The organism is Arthrobacter sunyaminii, from assembly GCF_018866305.1.
In the GTDB taxonomy this organism is placed as follows: Bacteria; Actinomycetota; Actinomycetes; order Actinomycetales; family Micrococcaceae; genus Arthrobacter_B; species Arthrobacter_B sunyaminii.
On the sequence record NZ_CP076456.1, the window covers coordinates 90029 to 104600 of the forward strand.

Annotated in this window: 16 protein-coding genes; all 16 read left to right on the top strand. The window is 65.2% G+C overall.

Annotated elements, in window-relative coordinates:
- Positions 1 to 33 precede the first annotated feature (33 nt).
- The 16 genes from KG104_RS00440 to KG104_RS00515 all read left to right on the top strand — a co-directional run bounded on the left by KG104_RS00440 (position 34) and on the right by KG104_RS00515 (position 14450).
- On the top strand, positions 34 to 1173 hold the full coding sequence (locus KG104_RS00440) for a zinc-dependent metalloprotease (protein ID WP_207348111.1): 1140 nt from the start codon (positions 34 to 36) through the stop codon (positions 1171 to 1173).
- A 12-nt stretch (positions 1174 to 1185) separates the two neighbouring features.
- Positions 1186 to 2328: a tRNA lysidine(34) synthetase TilS gene (gene tilS, locus KG104_RS00445; RefSeq protein ID WP_237687194.1), complete on the top strand. Its 1143-nt coding sequence runs from the start codon at positions 1186 to 1188 to the stop codon at positions 2326 to 2328.
- 36 nt (positions 2329 to 2364) lie between these two features.
- A complete protein-coding gene (gene hpt / locus KG104_RS00450) occupies positions 2365 to 2916 on the top strand; it encodes a hypoxanthine phosphoribosyltransferase (protein ID WP_104053551.1) in 552 nt (183 codons plus the stop codon).
- 222 nt (positions 2917 to 3138) lie between these two features.
- Positions 3139 to 5253, top strand: coding sequence for an ATP-dependent zinc metalloprotease FtsH (gene ftsH, locus KG104_RS00455; protein ID WP_207348110.1), 2115 nt, complete (start codon positions 3139 to 3141; stop codon positions 5251 to 5253).
- 70 nt (positions 5254 to 5323) lie between these two features.
- The gene (folE, locus tag KG104_RS00460; protein WP_372434185.1) at positions 5324 to 5941 is read left to right on the top strand and encodes a GTP cyclohydrolase I FolE; all 618 of its coding nucleotides are present in this window, start codon (positions 5324 to 5326) and stop codon (positions 5939 to 5941) included.
- A 12-nt stretch (positions 5942 to 5953) separates the two neighbouring features.
- Complete coding sequence (gene folP / locus KG104_RS00465; protein ID WP_104053553.1) at positions 5954 to 6859, top strand: dihydropteroate synthase; 906 nt, start codon at positions 5954 to 5956, stop codon at positions 6857 to 6859.
- Positions 6860 to 6863: 4 nt separating this feature from the next.
- Positions 6864 to 7274, top strand: coding sequence for a dihydroneopterin aldolase (gene folB, locus KG104_RS00470; protein WP_104053554.1), 411 nt, complete (start codon positions 6864 to 6866; stop codon positions 7272 to 7274).
- The gene (gene folK / locus KG104_RS00475) at positions 7271 to 7768 is read left to right on the top strand and encodes a 2-amino-4-hydroxy-6-hydroxymethyldihydropteridine diphosphokinase (protein ID WP_104102579.1); all 498 of its coding nucleotides are present in this window, start codon (positions 7271 to 7273) and stop codon (positions 7766 to 7768) included. The genes folB and folK overlap by 4 nt, the downstream gene beginning before the upstream one ends.
- Before the next feature lie 8 nt (positions 7769 to 7776).
- Positions 7777 to 8286, top strand: coding sequence for a DUF3180 domain-containing protein (locus tag KG104_RS00480; protein WP_104159956.1), 510 nt, complete (start codon positions 7777 to 7779; stop codon positions 8284 to 8286).
- Entirely contained in the window at positions 8279 to 8791 is a 513-nt protein-coding gene (locus KG104_RS00485) for a PH domain-containing protein (protein WP_207348109.1), read from the top strand. Before KG104_RS00480 ends, KG104_RS00485 begins: the two co-directional genes overlap by 8 nt.
- Entirely contained in the window at positions 8788 to 10383 is a 1596-nt protein-coding gene (locus tag KG104_RS00490) for a PH domain-containing protein (protein WP_237688637.1), read from the top strand. Before KG104_RS00485 ends, KG104_RS00490 begins: the two co-directional genes overlap by 4 nt.
- The gene (locus tag KG104_RS00495; RefSeq protein ID WP_237687193.1) at positions 10370 to 11287 is read left to right on the top strand and encodes a Rossmann-like and DUF2520 domain-containing protein; all 918 of its coding nucleotides are present in this window, start codon (positions 10370 to 10372) and stop codon (positions 11285 to 11287) included. The genes KG104_RS00490 and KG104_RS00495 overlap by 14 nt, the downstream gene beginning before the upstream one ends.
- Entirely contained in the window at positions 11284 to 12216 is a 933-nt protein-coding gene (gene panC, locus KG104_RS00500; RefSeq protein WP_207348108.1) for a pantoate--beta-alanine ligase, read from the top strand. Before KG104_RS00495 ends, panC begins: the two co-directional genes overlap by 4 nt.
- A 167-nt stretch (positions 12217 to 12383) precedes the next feature.
- Positions 12384 to 13838 (top strand): lysine--tRNA ligase, encoded by a 1455-nt coding sequence (gene lysS, locus KG104_RS00505; protein ID WP_104053769.1) that lies wholly within the window; start codon positions 12384 to 12386, stop codon positions 13836 to 13838.
- 4 nt (positions 13839 to 13842) lie between these two features.
- On the top strand, positions 13843 to 14025 hold the full coding sequence (locus KG104_RS00510) for a hypothetical protein (RefSeq protein ID WP_104053560.1): 183 nt from the start codon (positions 13843 to 13845) through the stop codon (positions 14023 to 14025).
- Between the two features lie 98 nt (positions 14026 to 14123).
- Positions 14124 to 14450, top strand: a complete 327-nt coding sequence (locus tag KG104_RS00515) for a histone-like nucleoid-structuring protein Lsr2 (protein ID WP_104053561.1) — start codon at positions 14124 to 14126, stop codon at positions 14448 to 14450.
- Positions 14451 to 14572 lie beyond the last annotated feature (122 nt).

Sequence of the window (14572 nt, forward strand, 5' to 3'; positions counted from 1 at the left end):
GCCATTGGAGAACCTGTGTGTTCTGATGGACGGATGGAGAGCTATCAGCAGCACCCCGTCCCGGCCGCCGCCGACTTGGTGAACTGGGACCTGGCCGCAGGAACGGCTGCCACCCTGGTGTCCGCCGGACCAAAGATGACCGCCAAGGAAATCCGCGGTGCCGTAGCGGACCTTCGGGCGAGGGCAGATGAGGCGGTCACCCATGTGCATCGGATCACCGGGCTGGAAGCTGCGCGTGATCTGCGTGATTCCGAGGTCCTCGTGGTTGACCGCGCGTCCTGGGCCAAAGCCAATTCCCGCAGTTTCGCCGCGCTCATGAATCCTGCGCTGGAGAATTTGGCCCGCACGCATCCGGAGCAGCTCAAGGGTGCCAATACCGCGCTCAGCGGCACGCTTACCGGGGCACAGCTGGGTGCCGTTCTGGCCTTCCTCTCCTCCAAGGTCCTGGGACAATACGATCCCTTCGCGGCGCAGACCCCCGGCGGCCCCGCCGGTGGCCGGCTGCTGCTCGTTGCGCCCAACATCATTACCCTGGAACGCGAGCTGAACGTGGACCCGGCGGACTTCCGGCTCTGGGTCTGCCTGCATGAACAGACCCACCGGGTGCAGTTCGCGGCCGCGCCCTGGCTCCGCGGACACATGGTGGAACAGATCGGTCTGCTGACCAACGGCCTGATGGACAAGGCCCAAACCCTGTCCGAGCGGCTGGGCCACGCCGCCAAGACGCTTGCTTCCCCCGACGGCCGTGCGGCGCTCACCGGCGGAAACGACGACGACGTCCCCAGGCGCCCGATGGACATCATGTCCCTCCTTCAGGATCCGGCGGACAAGGAACGGATGTCCCATCTGACCGCCGTGATGTCGCTGCTGGAGGGACACGCCAACGTGGTCATGGACGCCGTGGACGCGAGGATTGTTCCCAGCGTGAAGACCATCCGCCAGCGGTTCAACGCCCGGGGAAAGAGCCACGGCTGGCTGGACCGCTTTTTCCGCCAGATCATGGGCCTGGACGCCAAGATGCGCCAGTACAAGGACGGATCCAAGTTTGTCCGTTCCGTTGTTGACCGGGTGGGAATGGAAGGATTTAACCGGGTCTGGGAAGGACCCCAGAACCTGCCCACCGAAGCTGAAATCCACAACCCGTCCCTCTGGATGACCCGGATGGGGCTCTAACAGAACGTGCAGATGTCCACTGATTTTGATCCCCCCGCCTCCACATCCTTTTCCACGCCGGAACGCAGACCGCGCAAACGCCTAAACCCAACCCTGGGCAAAGCCCGCAACATGCTTCGTGACGCCCTTCGGGACGCGGGCCTTGAACCGCGCGGCACCGCGCAGGAACAGCCGCCCCTGCTGCTGGTGGCCTGCAGCGGCGGACCCGACTCGCTGGCACTGGCCGAAGCGGCCTCCTTCTTCGCCCGCCGCGGCGATTACCGGGTGGGCGCCGTCGTCGTGGATCATGCCCTGCAGCCCGGATCGGCCGAGGTCGCAGCCGCAGCCGCGGCGAAACTTAGGGAAATGGGCTTGGAGCCTGTCCAGGTCCGCACTGTTTCGGTCCCGGTTTCCGGCATGGGGCCCGAGGCAGCCGCACGGACTGTCCGCTATGCGGCGCTGGACGCAGCCGTGGAAGAGACGGGCGCCGACGCCGTGCTGCTGGGCCACACCCTCGACGACCAGGCCGAACAGGTGCTCCTGGGCCTGGCACGGGGATCCGGCACCCGGTCCCTGGCCGGGATGCGCCCGATCCGCGGAAAGTACCTGCGCCCGCTGCTGGGGCTGCGGCGAAGCGAAACCGAGGAAATCTGCGACAGCCAGGGGCTGGACCCGTGGCTGGACCCCAGCAACGCCGATCCGGCGTTCGCGCGGTCGCGGGTCCGGGCCGAGGTGCTGCCCTTCCTGGAGGAAAAACTTGGCCCGGGAATCGCCGAAGCTTTGTTCCGTTCCTCACGTATCCTCGCCGGGGATGCCGACTACCTCGACGCCGTGAGTGCCGACACTTTCGCCCGGCTGCGAGCTCAGCCGGACTCCGCATCCGGGGCCGGAGACGCGGATCTGGACACGATCCTGTTGCCCGAGGCACAGCTGCGGGAGCTGGCTCCCGCGGTGCGGCAGCGCGTTCTGGCCCTCGCCGCCGTCGAGCTCGGAGGCGCCCAGCCCAGCTGGGAACGGCTGCGATCGGTGGAAGCACTACTGCGCCGCACAGGCTCCGCCGGACCCGTGGAACTGGTCGGCAAAGTCAGCGTGTACCGGCAGGTGCGCACCAATCCGGTTCCCCAAGGCCCCTCCGGCTATGGCAATCTTGTCTTTAGGAAAAAGAGCAGCACCTAAAATCCAGCTGCAACATCTCTTACCCGGGAGCCATTCGTGGATTCACACGACGTCCAGTCAGACCTCAAGCACGTTCTCTACACCAAAGAGCAGATCCAAACACGGGTTAACGAACTCGCGGCAGAGATTGACCGTGACTACGCCGGACGCGATGTCCTGCTGGTGGGCGTGCTCAAGGGTGCCGTCATGATCATGGCAGACCTGTCCCGTGCCCTGCACAGCCACGTCACCATGGACTGGATGGCAGTTTCCTCCTACGGTTCCGGCACGCAGTCCTCCGGCGTGGTCCGCATCCTCAAGGACCTCGAAACGGACCTTCTGGGCAAGCATGTGCTGATCGTTGAAGACATCATCGACTCCGGCCTGACCCTCTCGTGGCTGCGCACCAACTTGCAGTCCCGCGGACCGGCCAGCGTCGAGATCTGCACGCTGCTGCGCAAGCCCACCGCCGCGAAGGTCGAAATCGACGTCAAATACGTCGGTTACGACATCCCCAACGAGTTTGTGGTCGGTTACGGCCTGGACTTCGCCGAAAAGTACCGCAACCTCGACTTCATCGGCACCCTGGCTCCGCACGTCTACGAGTAAGCTCCAACGCAGTTCTGCGGCACCGGACGGCGGCCTTCGGGCCACTTGCCTCCGGTGCCGCATCCGCGATCAGCATCACGCCGGCCGGCTACGCCCTGAGGGAACTTTCCCGGTATTCCGGACGTGTTCCATCAGGTAACGGTGTATAGCTTGTTCGAGTATATTTCCGCGCATTATCAGCGTTGTTGATCAGGAGGGACGGGGCGTACGCCCTGACGACGAATGAAATCTAAGAACTTCTTCAAGGGGCCGGGCATTTGGATAATCCTGGCACTGGCCCTTCTGGTGCTCATTCTTCCCACCCTTTCCCCCAGCGGGGCAACCCAGGTGGACACAAGCGTGGGCCTGCAGCTGCTCAAGGACCAGAAGGTTGAGCAGGCCAAGATTTATGACGGTGAACAGCGCGTCGATCTGACGCTCCGGGGCGATGACCCCGATCCGGCCAAGAACGTCCAGTTCTACTTCGGCACCGCCCGCGGCGAGGACATTGTCGAGGCCGTGAATGATTCCGGTGCCTCCGGCTTCACCGACCAGCCGGTGCAGACCAACTGGTTCACCAGTTTCCTTGGATTGTTCCTGCCCTTCATCATTCTCGGCGTCATCTTCTGGTTCCTGCTCTCCCGCATGCAGGGCGGCGGTTCGCAGGTCATGAAATTCGGCAAGTCCAAGGCCAAACTGACCAACAAGGACATGCCGCAGGTTACCTTCGCCGACGTCGCCGGAGCTGACGAGGCAGTGGAGGAACTGCACGAAATCAAGGAGTTCCTGCAGGACCCGGCCAAGTTCCAGGCCGTGGGTGCCAAGATCCCCAAGGGTGTCCTGCTGTACGGTCCTCCCGGTACCGGTAAGACCCTGCTGGCCCGCGCGGTGGCAGGCGAGGCCGGAGTGCCGTTCTACTCCATTTCCGGTTCCGACTTCGTGGAAATGTTCGTGGGTGTGGGTGCCTCCCGCGTCCGCGACCTCTTCGAGCAGGCCAAGACCAACGCTCCGGCCATCATCTTCGTGGACGAGATCGACGCCGTCGGCCGCCACCGCGGTGCCGGCGTGGGCGGCGGCAACGACGAGCGCGAGCAGACCCTGAACCAGCTCCTCGTCGAGATGGACGGCTTTGACGGCAACACCAACGTCATCCTGATTGCCGCGACCAACCGACCCGACGTACTGGACCCCGCGCTGCTGCGCCCGGGCCGCTTCGACCGCCAGATCGGCGTCGAGGCCCCCGACATGCAGGGCCGCCTGCACATCCTGCAGGTCCATGCCAAGGGCAAGCCGATGGCCGAGGGCGTAGACCTGGAAACCGTGGCCCGCAAGACTCCGGGCTTCACCGGTGCAGACCTCGCCAACGTGCTCAACGAAGCGGCGCTGCTGACCGCGCGCTCCAACGCCCAGCTGATCGATGACCGGGCGCTGGATGAAGCCATTGACCGTGTCATTGCCGGTCCGCAGAAGCGCAGCCGCGTGATGAAGGAACTCGAGCGCAAGATCACCGCGTACCACGAGGGCGGACACGCCCTGGTGGCAGCCGCTCTGCGCAACACCGACCCGGTCACCAAGGTGACCATCCTGCCCCGCGGCCGCGCCCTGGGTTACACGATGGTGCTGCCGCAGGACGACAAGTACTCGGTCACGCGCAACGAACTGCTGGACCAGCTCGCCTACGCCATGGGCGGCCGCGTTGCTGAAGAAATCGTGTTCCACGATCCGTCCACCGGCGCGTCCAACGACATTGAAAAGGCCACTGCAACGGCCCGGAAGATGGTCACCCAGTACGGCATGAGCGAGCGGATCGGTTCCGTGAAGCTCGGCAGCGGCGGAGGCGAACCCTTCCTGGGCCGCGACATGGGCCAGGAACGCAACTACTCTGACCAGGTGGCCTACGTGGTGGATGAGGAAGTCCGGCGCCTGCTGGACAACGCCCATGACGAGGCCTACCAGATCCTGACCGAGAACCGGGACGTCCTGGACCGGCTGGCCCTGGAACTGCTGGAGCGCGAGACACTGAACCAGGCCGAAATTGCCGAGGTCTTCTCCGACGTACGCAAGCGCGACGTCCGCGAAGTGTGGCTGTCCAAGCCCACCCGCCAGGTCCACAGCCTGCCGCCGGTGGTGTCCGCCAAGGAACGTCGGGAGGCAGCAGCCAACGGGCAGCCGGATCCGGACACCGTGTCCCCGCAGGACCAGATAGCGGACGCTGACCTGCCCCAGGACTTTGACGTGTCCGGCAACGGGCTCCCTCAGCCCGAGGGAAGCGGATCCGGGCATCCCGGACAGGGCGGCACCGGCGGAACAGCCGGCCGCACCGACGGGACCGACACCCCGGAACAGACCAACCGATAGCAGCGAACGGCGGCCCGGCACGGAAGTGCCGGGCCGCCGTCGTTCCGAACAGTCACGGTAGGATCAAGCAGTGACGGATTTCGACGATGAACTGACAATGGAGAATCTCTCCGTTCCCCCGGCCCCCGTGGACCAGCCCCGAATCGAAAAGGCGATCCGCGAGATCCTCCTGGCGATCGGTGAGGATCCTGACCGCGAGGGATTGCAGGACACGCCAAAGCGCGTGGCGAAATCCTACGCAGAGATCTTCGCCGGGCTGCACCAGGACCCCGCTGATCTGCTGGCCACCACCTTTGCGATCGAGCACGAGGAGATGGTGCTGGTGAAGGACATTCCGTTCTTCTCCACCTGCGAACACCATCTGGTGCCGTTCCACGGCACCGCCCACATTGGCTACATTCCGTCACAGGATGGTTTGGTTACCGGACTCAGCAAGCTGGCCCGGCTGGTGGAGGTCTACGCCCGCCGCCCCCAGGTCCAGGAACGGCTCACCACGCAGATCGTGGAGGCCCTGATGGACAACCTGAACCCGCGCGGCGCCATAGTCGTCATCGAGTGCGAACACCTGTGCATGTCCATGCGCGGGGTCCGCAAGCCCGGAGCCAAGACCGTTACCTCCGCAGTGCGCGGCCAGCTGCGTGAAACGGCTACGCGCGCCGAGGCCATGAGCCTCATTCTCGGACGTTAGGACGTCTGCCCCATGGATTCACTCGCAGCTGCTCCGGGAACCGGTCCGGCCACTTCCCCGCTGAGGCTCCTGCGCCCGGCCGGGGCGCCGCGGCGGTTCGATGACCTTCCCTCCGGCCGCACACTGGTGATGGGAATCCTGAACGTTACCCCGGATTCCTTCAGCGACGGCGGCCGCTTTGCCGACACAGGTGCAGCCGTCGATGCCGGACTGAAAATGCACTACGACGGCGCCGACATCATTGACGTGGGCGGCGAGTCCACCCGCCCCGATTCCGTCCGCATAAGCCCGGAAGAGGAACAGCAGCGCATCCTCCCCGTGGTGGCTGCCCTGGCCCGGGCCGGAGTCCTGGTCAGCGTGGACACCATGAACGCATCCACGGCGGAAAAAGCCATTGCCGCAGGCGCCTGCCTCATCAACGATGTATCCGGCACGGAAGTCGATCCTGCCATGCCGGCCCTGGTGGCCCGCACCGGCGTTCACTACGTCCTGATGCACAGCCGCGGCGCTGTCCGCAGCGCCGATCCGCGTGCCGCCTACGACTCCGTGGTTGACGAGGTCATTTCCGAACTCGAACAGATCCGGGAAATGTTCTACGCAGCCGGGGTTGCCCCCGAGCAGATCATCATCGATCCCGGGTTGGGATTCTCCAAAGACGGTTCCTCCAACTGGGAACTCCTGCGGGCCACCGACCGCCTGAACGCCATGGGCCACAGGGTGCTGATCGGTGCATCCAGGAAGCGTTTCCTGGGTTCACTGCTGACACGTGCCGGCGAGCCGGCTCCGCCGCTTGAACGTGACAGCGCCACGGCGGCCGTAACGGCGCTGGCCGCCTTCTCCAATGCCTGGTGCGTGCGCGTGCACAACGTCGGCCCCAGCGTGGACGCCGTCAAGACCACTGCCGCCTGGAAAGGCTGACCCCATGAACACAACCAACGCCTCCGACGCACGCACAGCTGTGCGCGGCGTCCGCGACACCATCACCCTGACCGGCATCACCGCGCAGGGTTTCCACGGTGTCTTCGAAGAGGAACGCCGCAACGGACAGCCGTTTGTGGTTGACCTCGTGCTGCACGCGGACCTGCAGCCGGCCGGAATCAGCGATGACCTGACCAAGACCGCACACTACGGCGTCCTTGCCGAGCAGGTGGCGGCCATCATCAGCGGCGAGCCCCTGAACCTGATCGAAGCACTGGCCGAGCGCATTGCCGCGGCCGTTCTGGGTGACTTCGCCGGCGTGGATGCCGTGGAAGTAACCGTGCACAAACCGCAGGCACCCATTACGGTTCCCTTCGGCGACGTATCAGTGACCATCCGCCGGAGCCGGTCATGAACGCCGGTGCCGTAACCGCGGTCCTGGCCCTGGGCAGCAACCTCGGCGAGAGCCGCGACACGCTCTCCGACGCCGTCGCCCAGCTGGCCGACCATCCCGGCGTCCGCCTGCAGGCAGTTTCTCCGGTGGTCCGAACCCGTCCCGTGGGCGGACCGGACCAGCCGGACTACCTCAACCTCGTCATATCCGTGGAGACGGACCTGGCCCCGCATGACCTGCTGGCGCACTGCCAGGCGGTGGAAAACGCACACCACCGGGTCCGCGAGGTGCGCTGGGGCCCGCGGACGCTCGACGTCGACATCATCACCTACGGAGACACGGTGCTCGACGACGAAACCCTGACCCTGCCCCATCCCCGCGCTTCCACCAGGGCGTTTGTGCTGCAGCCCTGGGCCTGGATGGATCCGGGAGCCGTGCTTTCGGGTACCCCCGTTGCCGAACTGGCTGCCAAAGCCGAAGACCTGCCCGGCCTGGAAATCTTCGAAGGGGACTGATCCTCACCGTGGGAAGCATCCGATACCGCTGGCTGGCTGTCATTGTCCTTGCGTCCGGTGCTGCCGGCTGGCTGGTCAACGACTGGGCAACCCGCAACTCCCTGCCCCCGGCAGTCCTGAGCATCATCGGGCTGCTGACCGTCCTGCTGATATCGGGAGCCACGCTCTTCCTCGGGCTGCGGGTGCGGCGCTGGCAGCAGGGCAGCCGCGACCGCGAGCTGGACCCGATCGCGGCGGCCCGGACGCTGGTCCTGGCCCAGGCCACGGCCTATGCGGGTTCGCTGCTGCTGGGCTGGCATGCAGGGGTCTTCATCCAGCAGCTGCCGCTGTGGTCGCTGCGTCCGGGGCATGCCGCCACCTGGGGGTCTTTGGCTATGATCGCCGGAGGGGTCCTCATGATCTCCGTCGGGCTCCTGGTGGAACGCTTCTGCCGGCTTCCGCCGGATGACTCCAACGGGCGCGGCACCGCCGCCCGCCCGGATGATGCAGATGAACGGGAAGACGGAGAATATGCCTAGCGAAGCCATCGATCCGGGCGGTCTGTCCTGGGAGCACATCTCGCCCAGGTACCTTACGGTCCGCCTCATCGGCTGGGCGGTGGAAGCCGTGCTTACAGTGGCCGCGGCCTGCCTTCCCCTCATCCTGCGAAGCGTCGGCGCCTGGACCTGGGTTCCGGACTGGCTGGCCTGGGGGCTTCCCGCGGTGGTCGCAGCAGCTTATCTCTGGCGCGGAGTTCTGCTGCCGCGGCAGGTCCGCGCTGTCTGTTACGCAGAACGCAACGAGGACTTCCTGCTGCGGCGCGGCATCTTTTTCCAGCGCACCCTCGTGGTTCCGTACGGCCGGATGCAGTATGTGGACGTGACCGTGGGCCCGCTCGAGCGCGCTTTCGGTTTGTGCTCCGTCAAACTGCTCACTGCCGCCCCCGGCACCAATGCCGTGCTGCCCGGTCTGCCTGCCTCCGAGGGCGCACGTCTGCGGGAGCACCTGTCCGAACGCGGCGAAACGCAGTTGGCCGGACTGTGAGCGTCCCGCAGAACGGGGAGTGGGCCCGCGTCCATCCGGTGTCACCTCTGGTCCGCGGGTGGATTGCGCTGGCCGCAATCGCTTTTGTTATCGGCCGGAACTGGTTCGAGGAAACAGCGGGCTTCCGCGGTAACAACAGCTCAGGACCGGGAAACCCGCTTGACGGGACCGCCCTGCTCATTGGTGCAGGCATCCTCGCCGTGGTCCTGCTGATCCTGGCCGGCATCTTTTTTCTGTCCTGGTGGTTTACCCGCTACCAGGTCACGGATGACCACGTCCGTGTTCACTCCGGAGTGGTGTTCCGCAAGCAGCGCCAGGCACGCCTGGACCGGGTGCAGGCCATCGATATTGTCCAGCCGCTCCTGGCGCGCCTGTTCGGGCTGGCCGAACTGCGCTTTGAAGTTGCCGACGCCGGAGAATCAGCGGTTCAGCTGGCGTACCTGAAATTGAATGATGCGCAGCGCCTGCGGGCACTGCTCCTGAACCGTGCCTCCGGTGCCGGCGCCGGCACCGGGGTTGCTGCCGAAACCGGCGGGACGGAATCCGGTTCCCCCGGCGACGGCGCCGAAGGCAGCCCGGGTGCACCGGGAACCGATCCCGCCGCCGGCACCTTTGTGTCGGTCCCCCGCGAGGCCCCGGAGCAGCCCGTCCTGGAGCTGCGGCCGGGACGGGTCATTGCCGCCACTCTGCTCTCCGGTACCACCCTGTTCCTGCTCATCGGCATTGCTGTGGTCCTGGTGATTACGGTCGCCACCGGAGAGGCGATCAGCTTGGCCATCATGCTGCCCATCCTCTTTGGCACCGTTGGAGGGTACTGGACCGAATTCTCCACGTCCTTCAACTTCCGGGCTTCGGTCTCCCGGGACGGCATCCGGCTGCGCTACGGCCTGCTGGATACCCGTACCCAGACCGTGCCTCCGGGCCGGATCCAGGCGGTGTCCGTCACGCAGTCACCGTTGTGGCGGCTCACCGGGTGGTATCGGGTGTCCGTCAACGTGGCAGGCTACGGCGCCGGCACCACCTCCGATACCCAGGCCCGCACCAAGCTGCTGCCGGCAGGGACGCTGGCCGAAGTGTTTGCTGTCCTCGCCCTTGTCCTGCCCGAACCGGGCACCGACCGTCCGGTGGACGTCTTTACGGCCGGGATCACGGGCCGGGACGGTGCTGACGGATTCACGACGACGCCGCGCCGGGCCCGCTGGATCGCACCGCTGAGCTGGCGCCGCAACGGTTATGCCCTGACGGACACTGCACTGCTGATCCGCAGCGGAGCGCTCTGGCGGGTCCTTTCGGTGGTGCCGCATGAGCGCACCCAGTCCATCGCCCTGGAGCAGGGTCCGCTGCGCCGGCGCTTCGGCACCAGTGACCTGATCCTGCATTCCACGCCCGGTCCCGTCCGTCCGCACGTGCGGAAAATCGACGTCGACGATGCCCGCACGCTGTTCCTGGAACAGGCCGTCAGGGCACGCGAGGCCCGGCGCCGGGACCGCACCGGCCGGTGGAACAGCGCTGCGGCCGCCCCGGCACCTGAGGACCCGTCACCACTTCCCGCTGAAACAGTTTCCAAGGAGTACCCCCATGAACAGCTCTGAGATGAGCACCGCTGACAAGCGGCGGCGCGGCCGGCTCGGCATCGGCGTGATCGGCGCCGGACGGGTCGGAGCCGTCCTGGGTGCTGCCCTGCGCGCGGCTGAGCACGCCGTCGTCGGCGTTTCTGCAGTGAGTGAGGAAAGCCATGAGCGTGCGGCCAACCTGCTGCCCGGCGTCCCCGTCATGGAGATTCCGGACATTGTGGAACGTTCCGAACTGGTGCTCCTGGCTGTTCCGGATGACGCCCTGGGTTCGCTCGTCTCCGGACTGGCGGCAACCAATGCCTGGCAGGCCGGGCAGCTTGTTGCCCACACCTCGGGACGCTTCGGCACGGAAATCCTCGAGCCCGCCCGCCGGGCCGGCGCCATCCCGCTGGCCCTGCACCCGGCCATGACCTTTACCGGTATGAGCCTTGACCTGACCCGGCTGGCTGATTGCTCCTTTGGCGTGACCGCCCCCACCGCGGTGCTGCCCATCGCCCAGGCCCTGGTGGTGGAGATGGGTGCCGAACCCGTGGTCATCGATGAAGCGGACCGTGTCAACTACCACCTGGCACTGGCGCACGCCTCCAACCACCTGGTCACCATCACCGCCCAGTCCACACAGCTGCTCAAGGACATAGGGGTGGAGAACCCGGACCGGCTGCTGGGCCCGCTCATGCGGGCTTCGCTGGAAAACGCCCTTGCCTCCGGAGAGCATTCCCTCACCGGACCTGTAGCCCGCGGGGACGCCGGAACCGTGAGCGCGCACCTGCAGGAAATGGCCGCCCAGGACAGCGCCAACCTGAGGGATACCTATCGTGCCCTGTCCCTGGCCACTGCTCTGCGGGCCATTGACCGGGGCTTGCTGAGCGAAGAGCGCGGCAAAGCCGTTATTGACGCTTTGAGCCTGGATGAGGGACAGTGAATTCTCCTCAGCTGCTGCGCACGGCTGCGGAACTGAAGGCTGCCGTCGCTGAAGCGCTCGCTGCAAAAAGTGCCGCCGGGGCCGGCGCGGGGGAGGAACCGCTGAGTCTTGGCCTGGTACCCACCATGGGCGCCCTGCACCAGGGCCACCGCTCCATGATGGATGCCGCGCGGGCCGAGAACGACGTCGTCGTTGCCACCGTGTTCATCAATCCGCTGCAGTTCAACGATCCCGAGGACCTGCGCCGGTATCCGCGCACCCTCGAAGCGGATGTGGAACTACTGGGCGCCGCCGGCGTGGACCTCGTGTTCGCTCCCGACGAGGACGAGGTGTACCCGGAAGGAGCGCCGCTGGTGCGGGTGAGCTCCGGAGAGCTGGGGGCCCGTTATGAGGGAGCCTCGCGCCCCGGACATTTCGACGGCGTGCTGACCGTGGTGGCCAAGCTCTTGCACTACGCGTCCCCCGCCGCGGCATCCGGCACTCCGGTCCGCTACCGGGCTTATTTCGGACAAAAGGATGCCCAGCAGCTGGTGCTGATCCGGCGGATGGTCGCCGACCTCAACTTCGACACGGAGGTCAGGGCCGTGCCTGTGGTTCGGGCCCCGGACGGACTGGCCGAGTCCAGCCGAAACGGGTTCCTGGATCCTGTCCACCGCCGCGCTGCTGCGGTGCTTCCGCGTGCCCTGTTTTCCCTGCGGGACCGGGTATCCGCCGGTGAACCGCCGGACCTGGCCGCCGCCGTCGCCCTCGTGAAAGCACAACCGCTGGTGGAACTGGATTACTTCGACATTGTGGACCCGCAGACGCTGCAACCGCTAAGGCCCACCGACGGTCCGCTGGAGAAGCCCGCATTGGCGCTGCTGGCGGCGCAGGTGGGGTCCGTGCGCCTGATCGACAACCTGCCGCTGGAAAACCCGGACACCGCTTAAACCATCAGACTGTGCATTAAACCATCAGACTGTGCGCCCGCCGCGAACAAGCTGGGTGCGGGCCGTAAGCCCGCGCCGCGCGGCTCTGTAAACTTAAGGGTGTGACCACATCTAACTCCGTTCCCGGATCCAGCCCCGTTCCCGAAGCAGCCGACACCTCCGAGCAGATGCGCATCCGCGCTGAGAAGCGGGCGCGTCTGATCGCCGGCGGTTCCGAGGCCTACCCGGTGGGTGTGGAACGCACGCACTCGCTGAAAGAGATTCGGGAAAAGTTCGGACACCTGCAGGCCGATGAGACCAGCGGCGAAGTTGTCGGCGTCACCGGCCGCGTCGTCTTCATCCGCAACACCGGCAAGCTGTGCTTCGCCACCCTCCAGGAGGGAAACGGCACCCGCGTGCAGGCCATGCTGAGCCTGGCCGTGGTCGGAGAAGAGGCCCTGGCCGACTGGAAGGCGCTCGTTGATCTCGGTGACCACGTCTTCATCCGCGGGGAAGTCATCTCCTCGCGGCGCGGCGAGCTCTCAGTCATGGCGCAATCCTGGTCCATGGCTTCGAAGGCCCTGCGCCCCCTGCCGGTACTGCATGCCGGACTGAACGAAGAGACCCGGGTCCGGCAGCGCTACGTGGACCTGATGGTCCGCGAGGAAGCCCGGGACATGGTGTACAAGCGGGCAGCCATCATTCGCGGCGTCCGCGATACTCTGCACAGCCACGGATACGTGGAAGTGGAAACTCCCATGCTCCAGCTGATTCACGGCGGTGCCGCGGCGCGTCCGTTCGAGACCCATCTGAATGCCTTCGACCAGAAGATGACGCTGCGGATTGCCACTGAGCTTTACCTCAAGCGGGCGGTTGTTGGCGGCATTGAGCGGGTCTTTGAGCTGGGCCGCATTTTCCGCAATGAGGGTGTCGACTCCACCCACAGTCCTGAATTCACCACGCTGGAATGCTATGAGGCGTACGCCGACCAGTACGTGATGGCGGACCGCATCAAGGAAATTATCCTGCACTGCGCTGACCTGGTCGGCAGCCGCCAGATCGAAACTGAGGCCGGAACCATTGATTTGGACGGCGAATGGAAATGGCTGTCCGTTTACCCCGGTCTTTCCGAAGCCGTTGGCGAGGAGATCACTCCGGACACCAGTGTGGAAACCCTTCGGGGCATCGCCGAAAAGCATGCCGTCAAGGTGGATCCGAAATGGGATGCCGAGAAATTGGTGGTGGAGCTCTTCGGGGAGATTGTCGAACCGACCCTGATTCAGCCGACTTTTGTCTATGACTATCCGCCGTCGGCCCAGCCGCTGGCCCGCCCCAACCGGAATGACCCGCGCCTCATTGAAGCCTGGGACCTCATCATCGGCGGCATGGAGCGCGGTACAGCCTTCTCCGAGCTCATTGACCCCGTGATTCAGCGTGAGCGCCTCACCGCGCAGTCGCTCAAGGCTGCCGGCGGTGACGATGAGGCCATGGCCCTTGACGAGGACTTCCTCCGCGCCCTTGAATACGGTGCCCCGCCTATGGGCGGTATCGGGCTGGGAATTGACCGTTTGGTGATGCTTTTCACGAACACAGGTATCCGGGAAACAATTTTGTTCCCCCTCCTAAAGCCGGAAATGGGTTAGAACCATGGAATACGTCGAAGTTCTCCTGCCGTCAATATGTGTTGGAGCTCTCTTTTATTTTGTGATGAAGGCCCTGCTCAACGTGGACCGTTCGGAACGAAAGGCACTGGCCGAAGCCGAACGTGAAGCCGACCTTGCGGCCGATCGGGATACAAGTAGTGGAACCCCGGAAAAAGAAAGTAATTAATTTCGCCCCACGGCTTTGACGGGGCATTCAAAATTGCGTCATACTCTAAGTGGTCTCATTATCGTTTTTTCGGGTTTAACACTGCTTAGGAGCCTGTTGTGGCGCAAAAAGTAAAAATCATTCTGGTTGATGACCTCGATGCCGGAAGTGCGGATGAGACCGTACGGTTCGGCTTGGACGGATCCCAGTACGAGATTGACCTGTCCAAGGACAATGCAAAGAATCTTCGTGCGGCCCTGAAGCCCTACCTGGATGCAGGCCGCAAGGTGGGCGGCCGCACCGGGCGTCCCCGTGCTGCAGGTTCTGCACGCAGCAACGAAGCGGCGCAGATCCGTGAATGGGCCCGCAACAACGGATACACCGTTTCGGAGCGTGGACGCGTAAACAGCGAAATCATCGAAGCGTACCGGGCCGCGCAGGGCTAAGGCCCGGCAGGGGGCCTCCCGGGAACCTTATTCGGGGCCGTGGTCACGCCTACGGCGAACACGCTCCTTAAGCACGCGCAGGACACGTAGCATCGAATTACGCGTTAGCTAGGAGTGTGCCT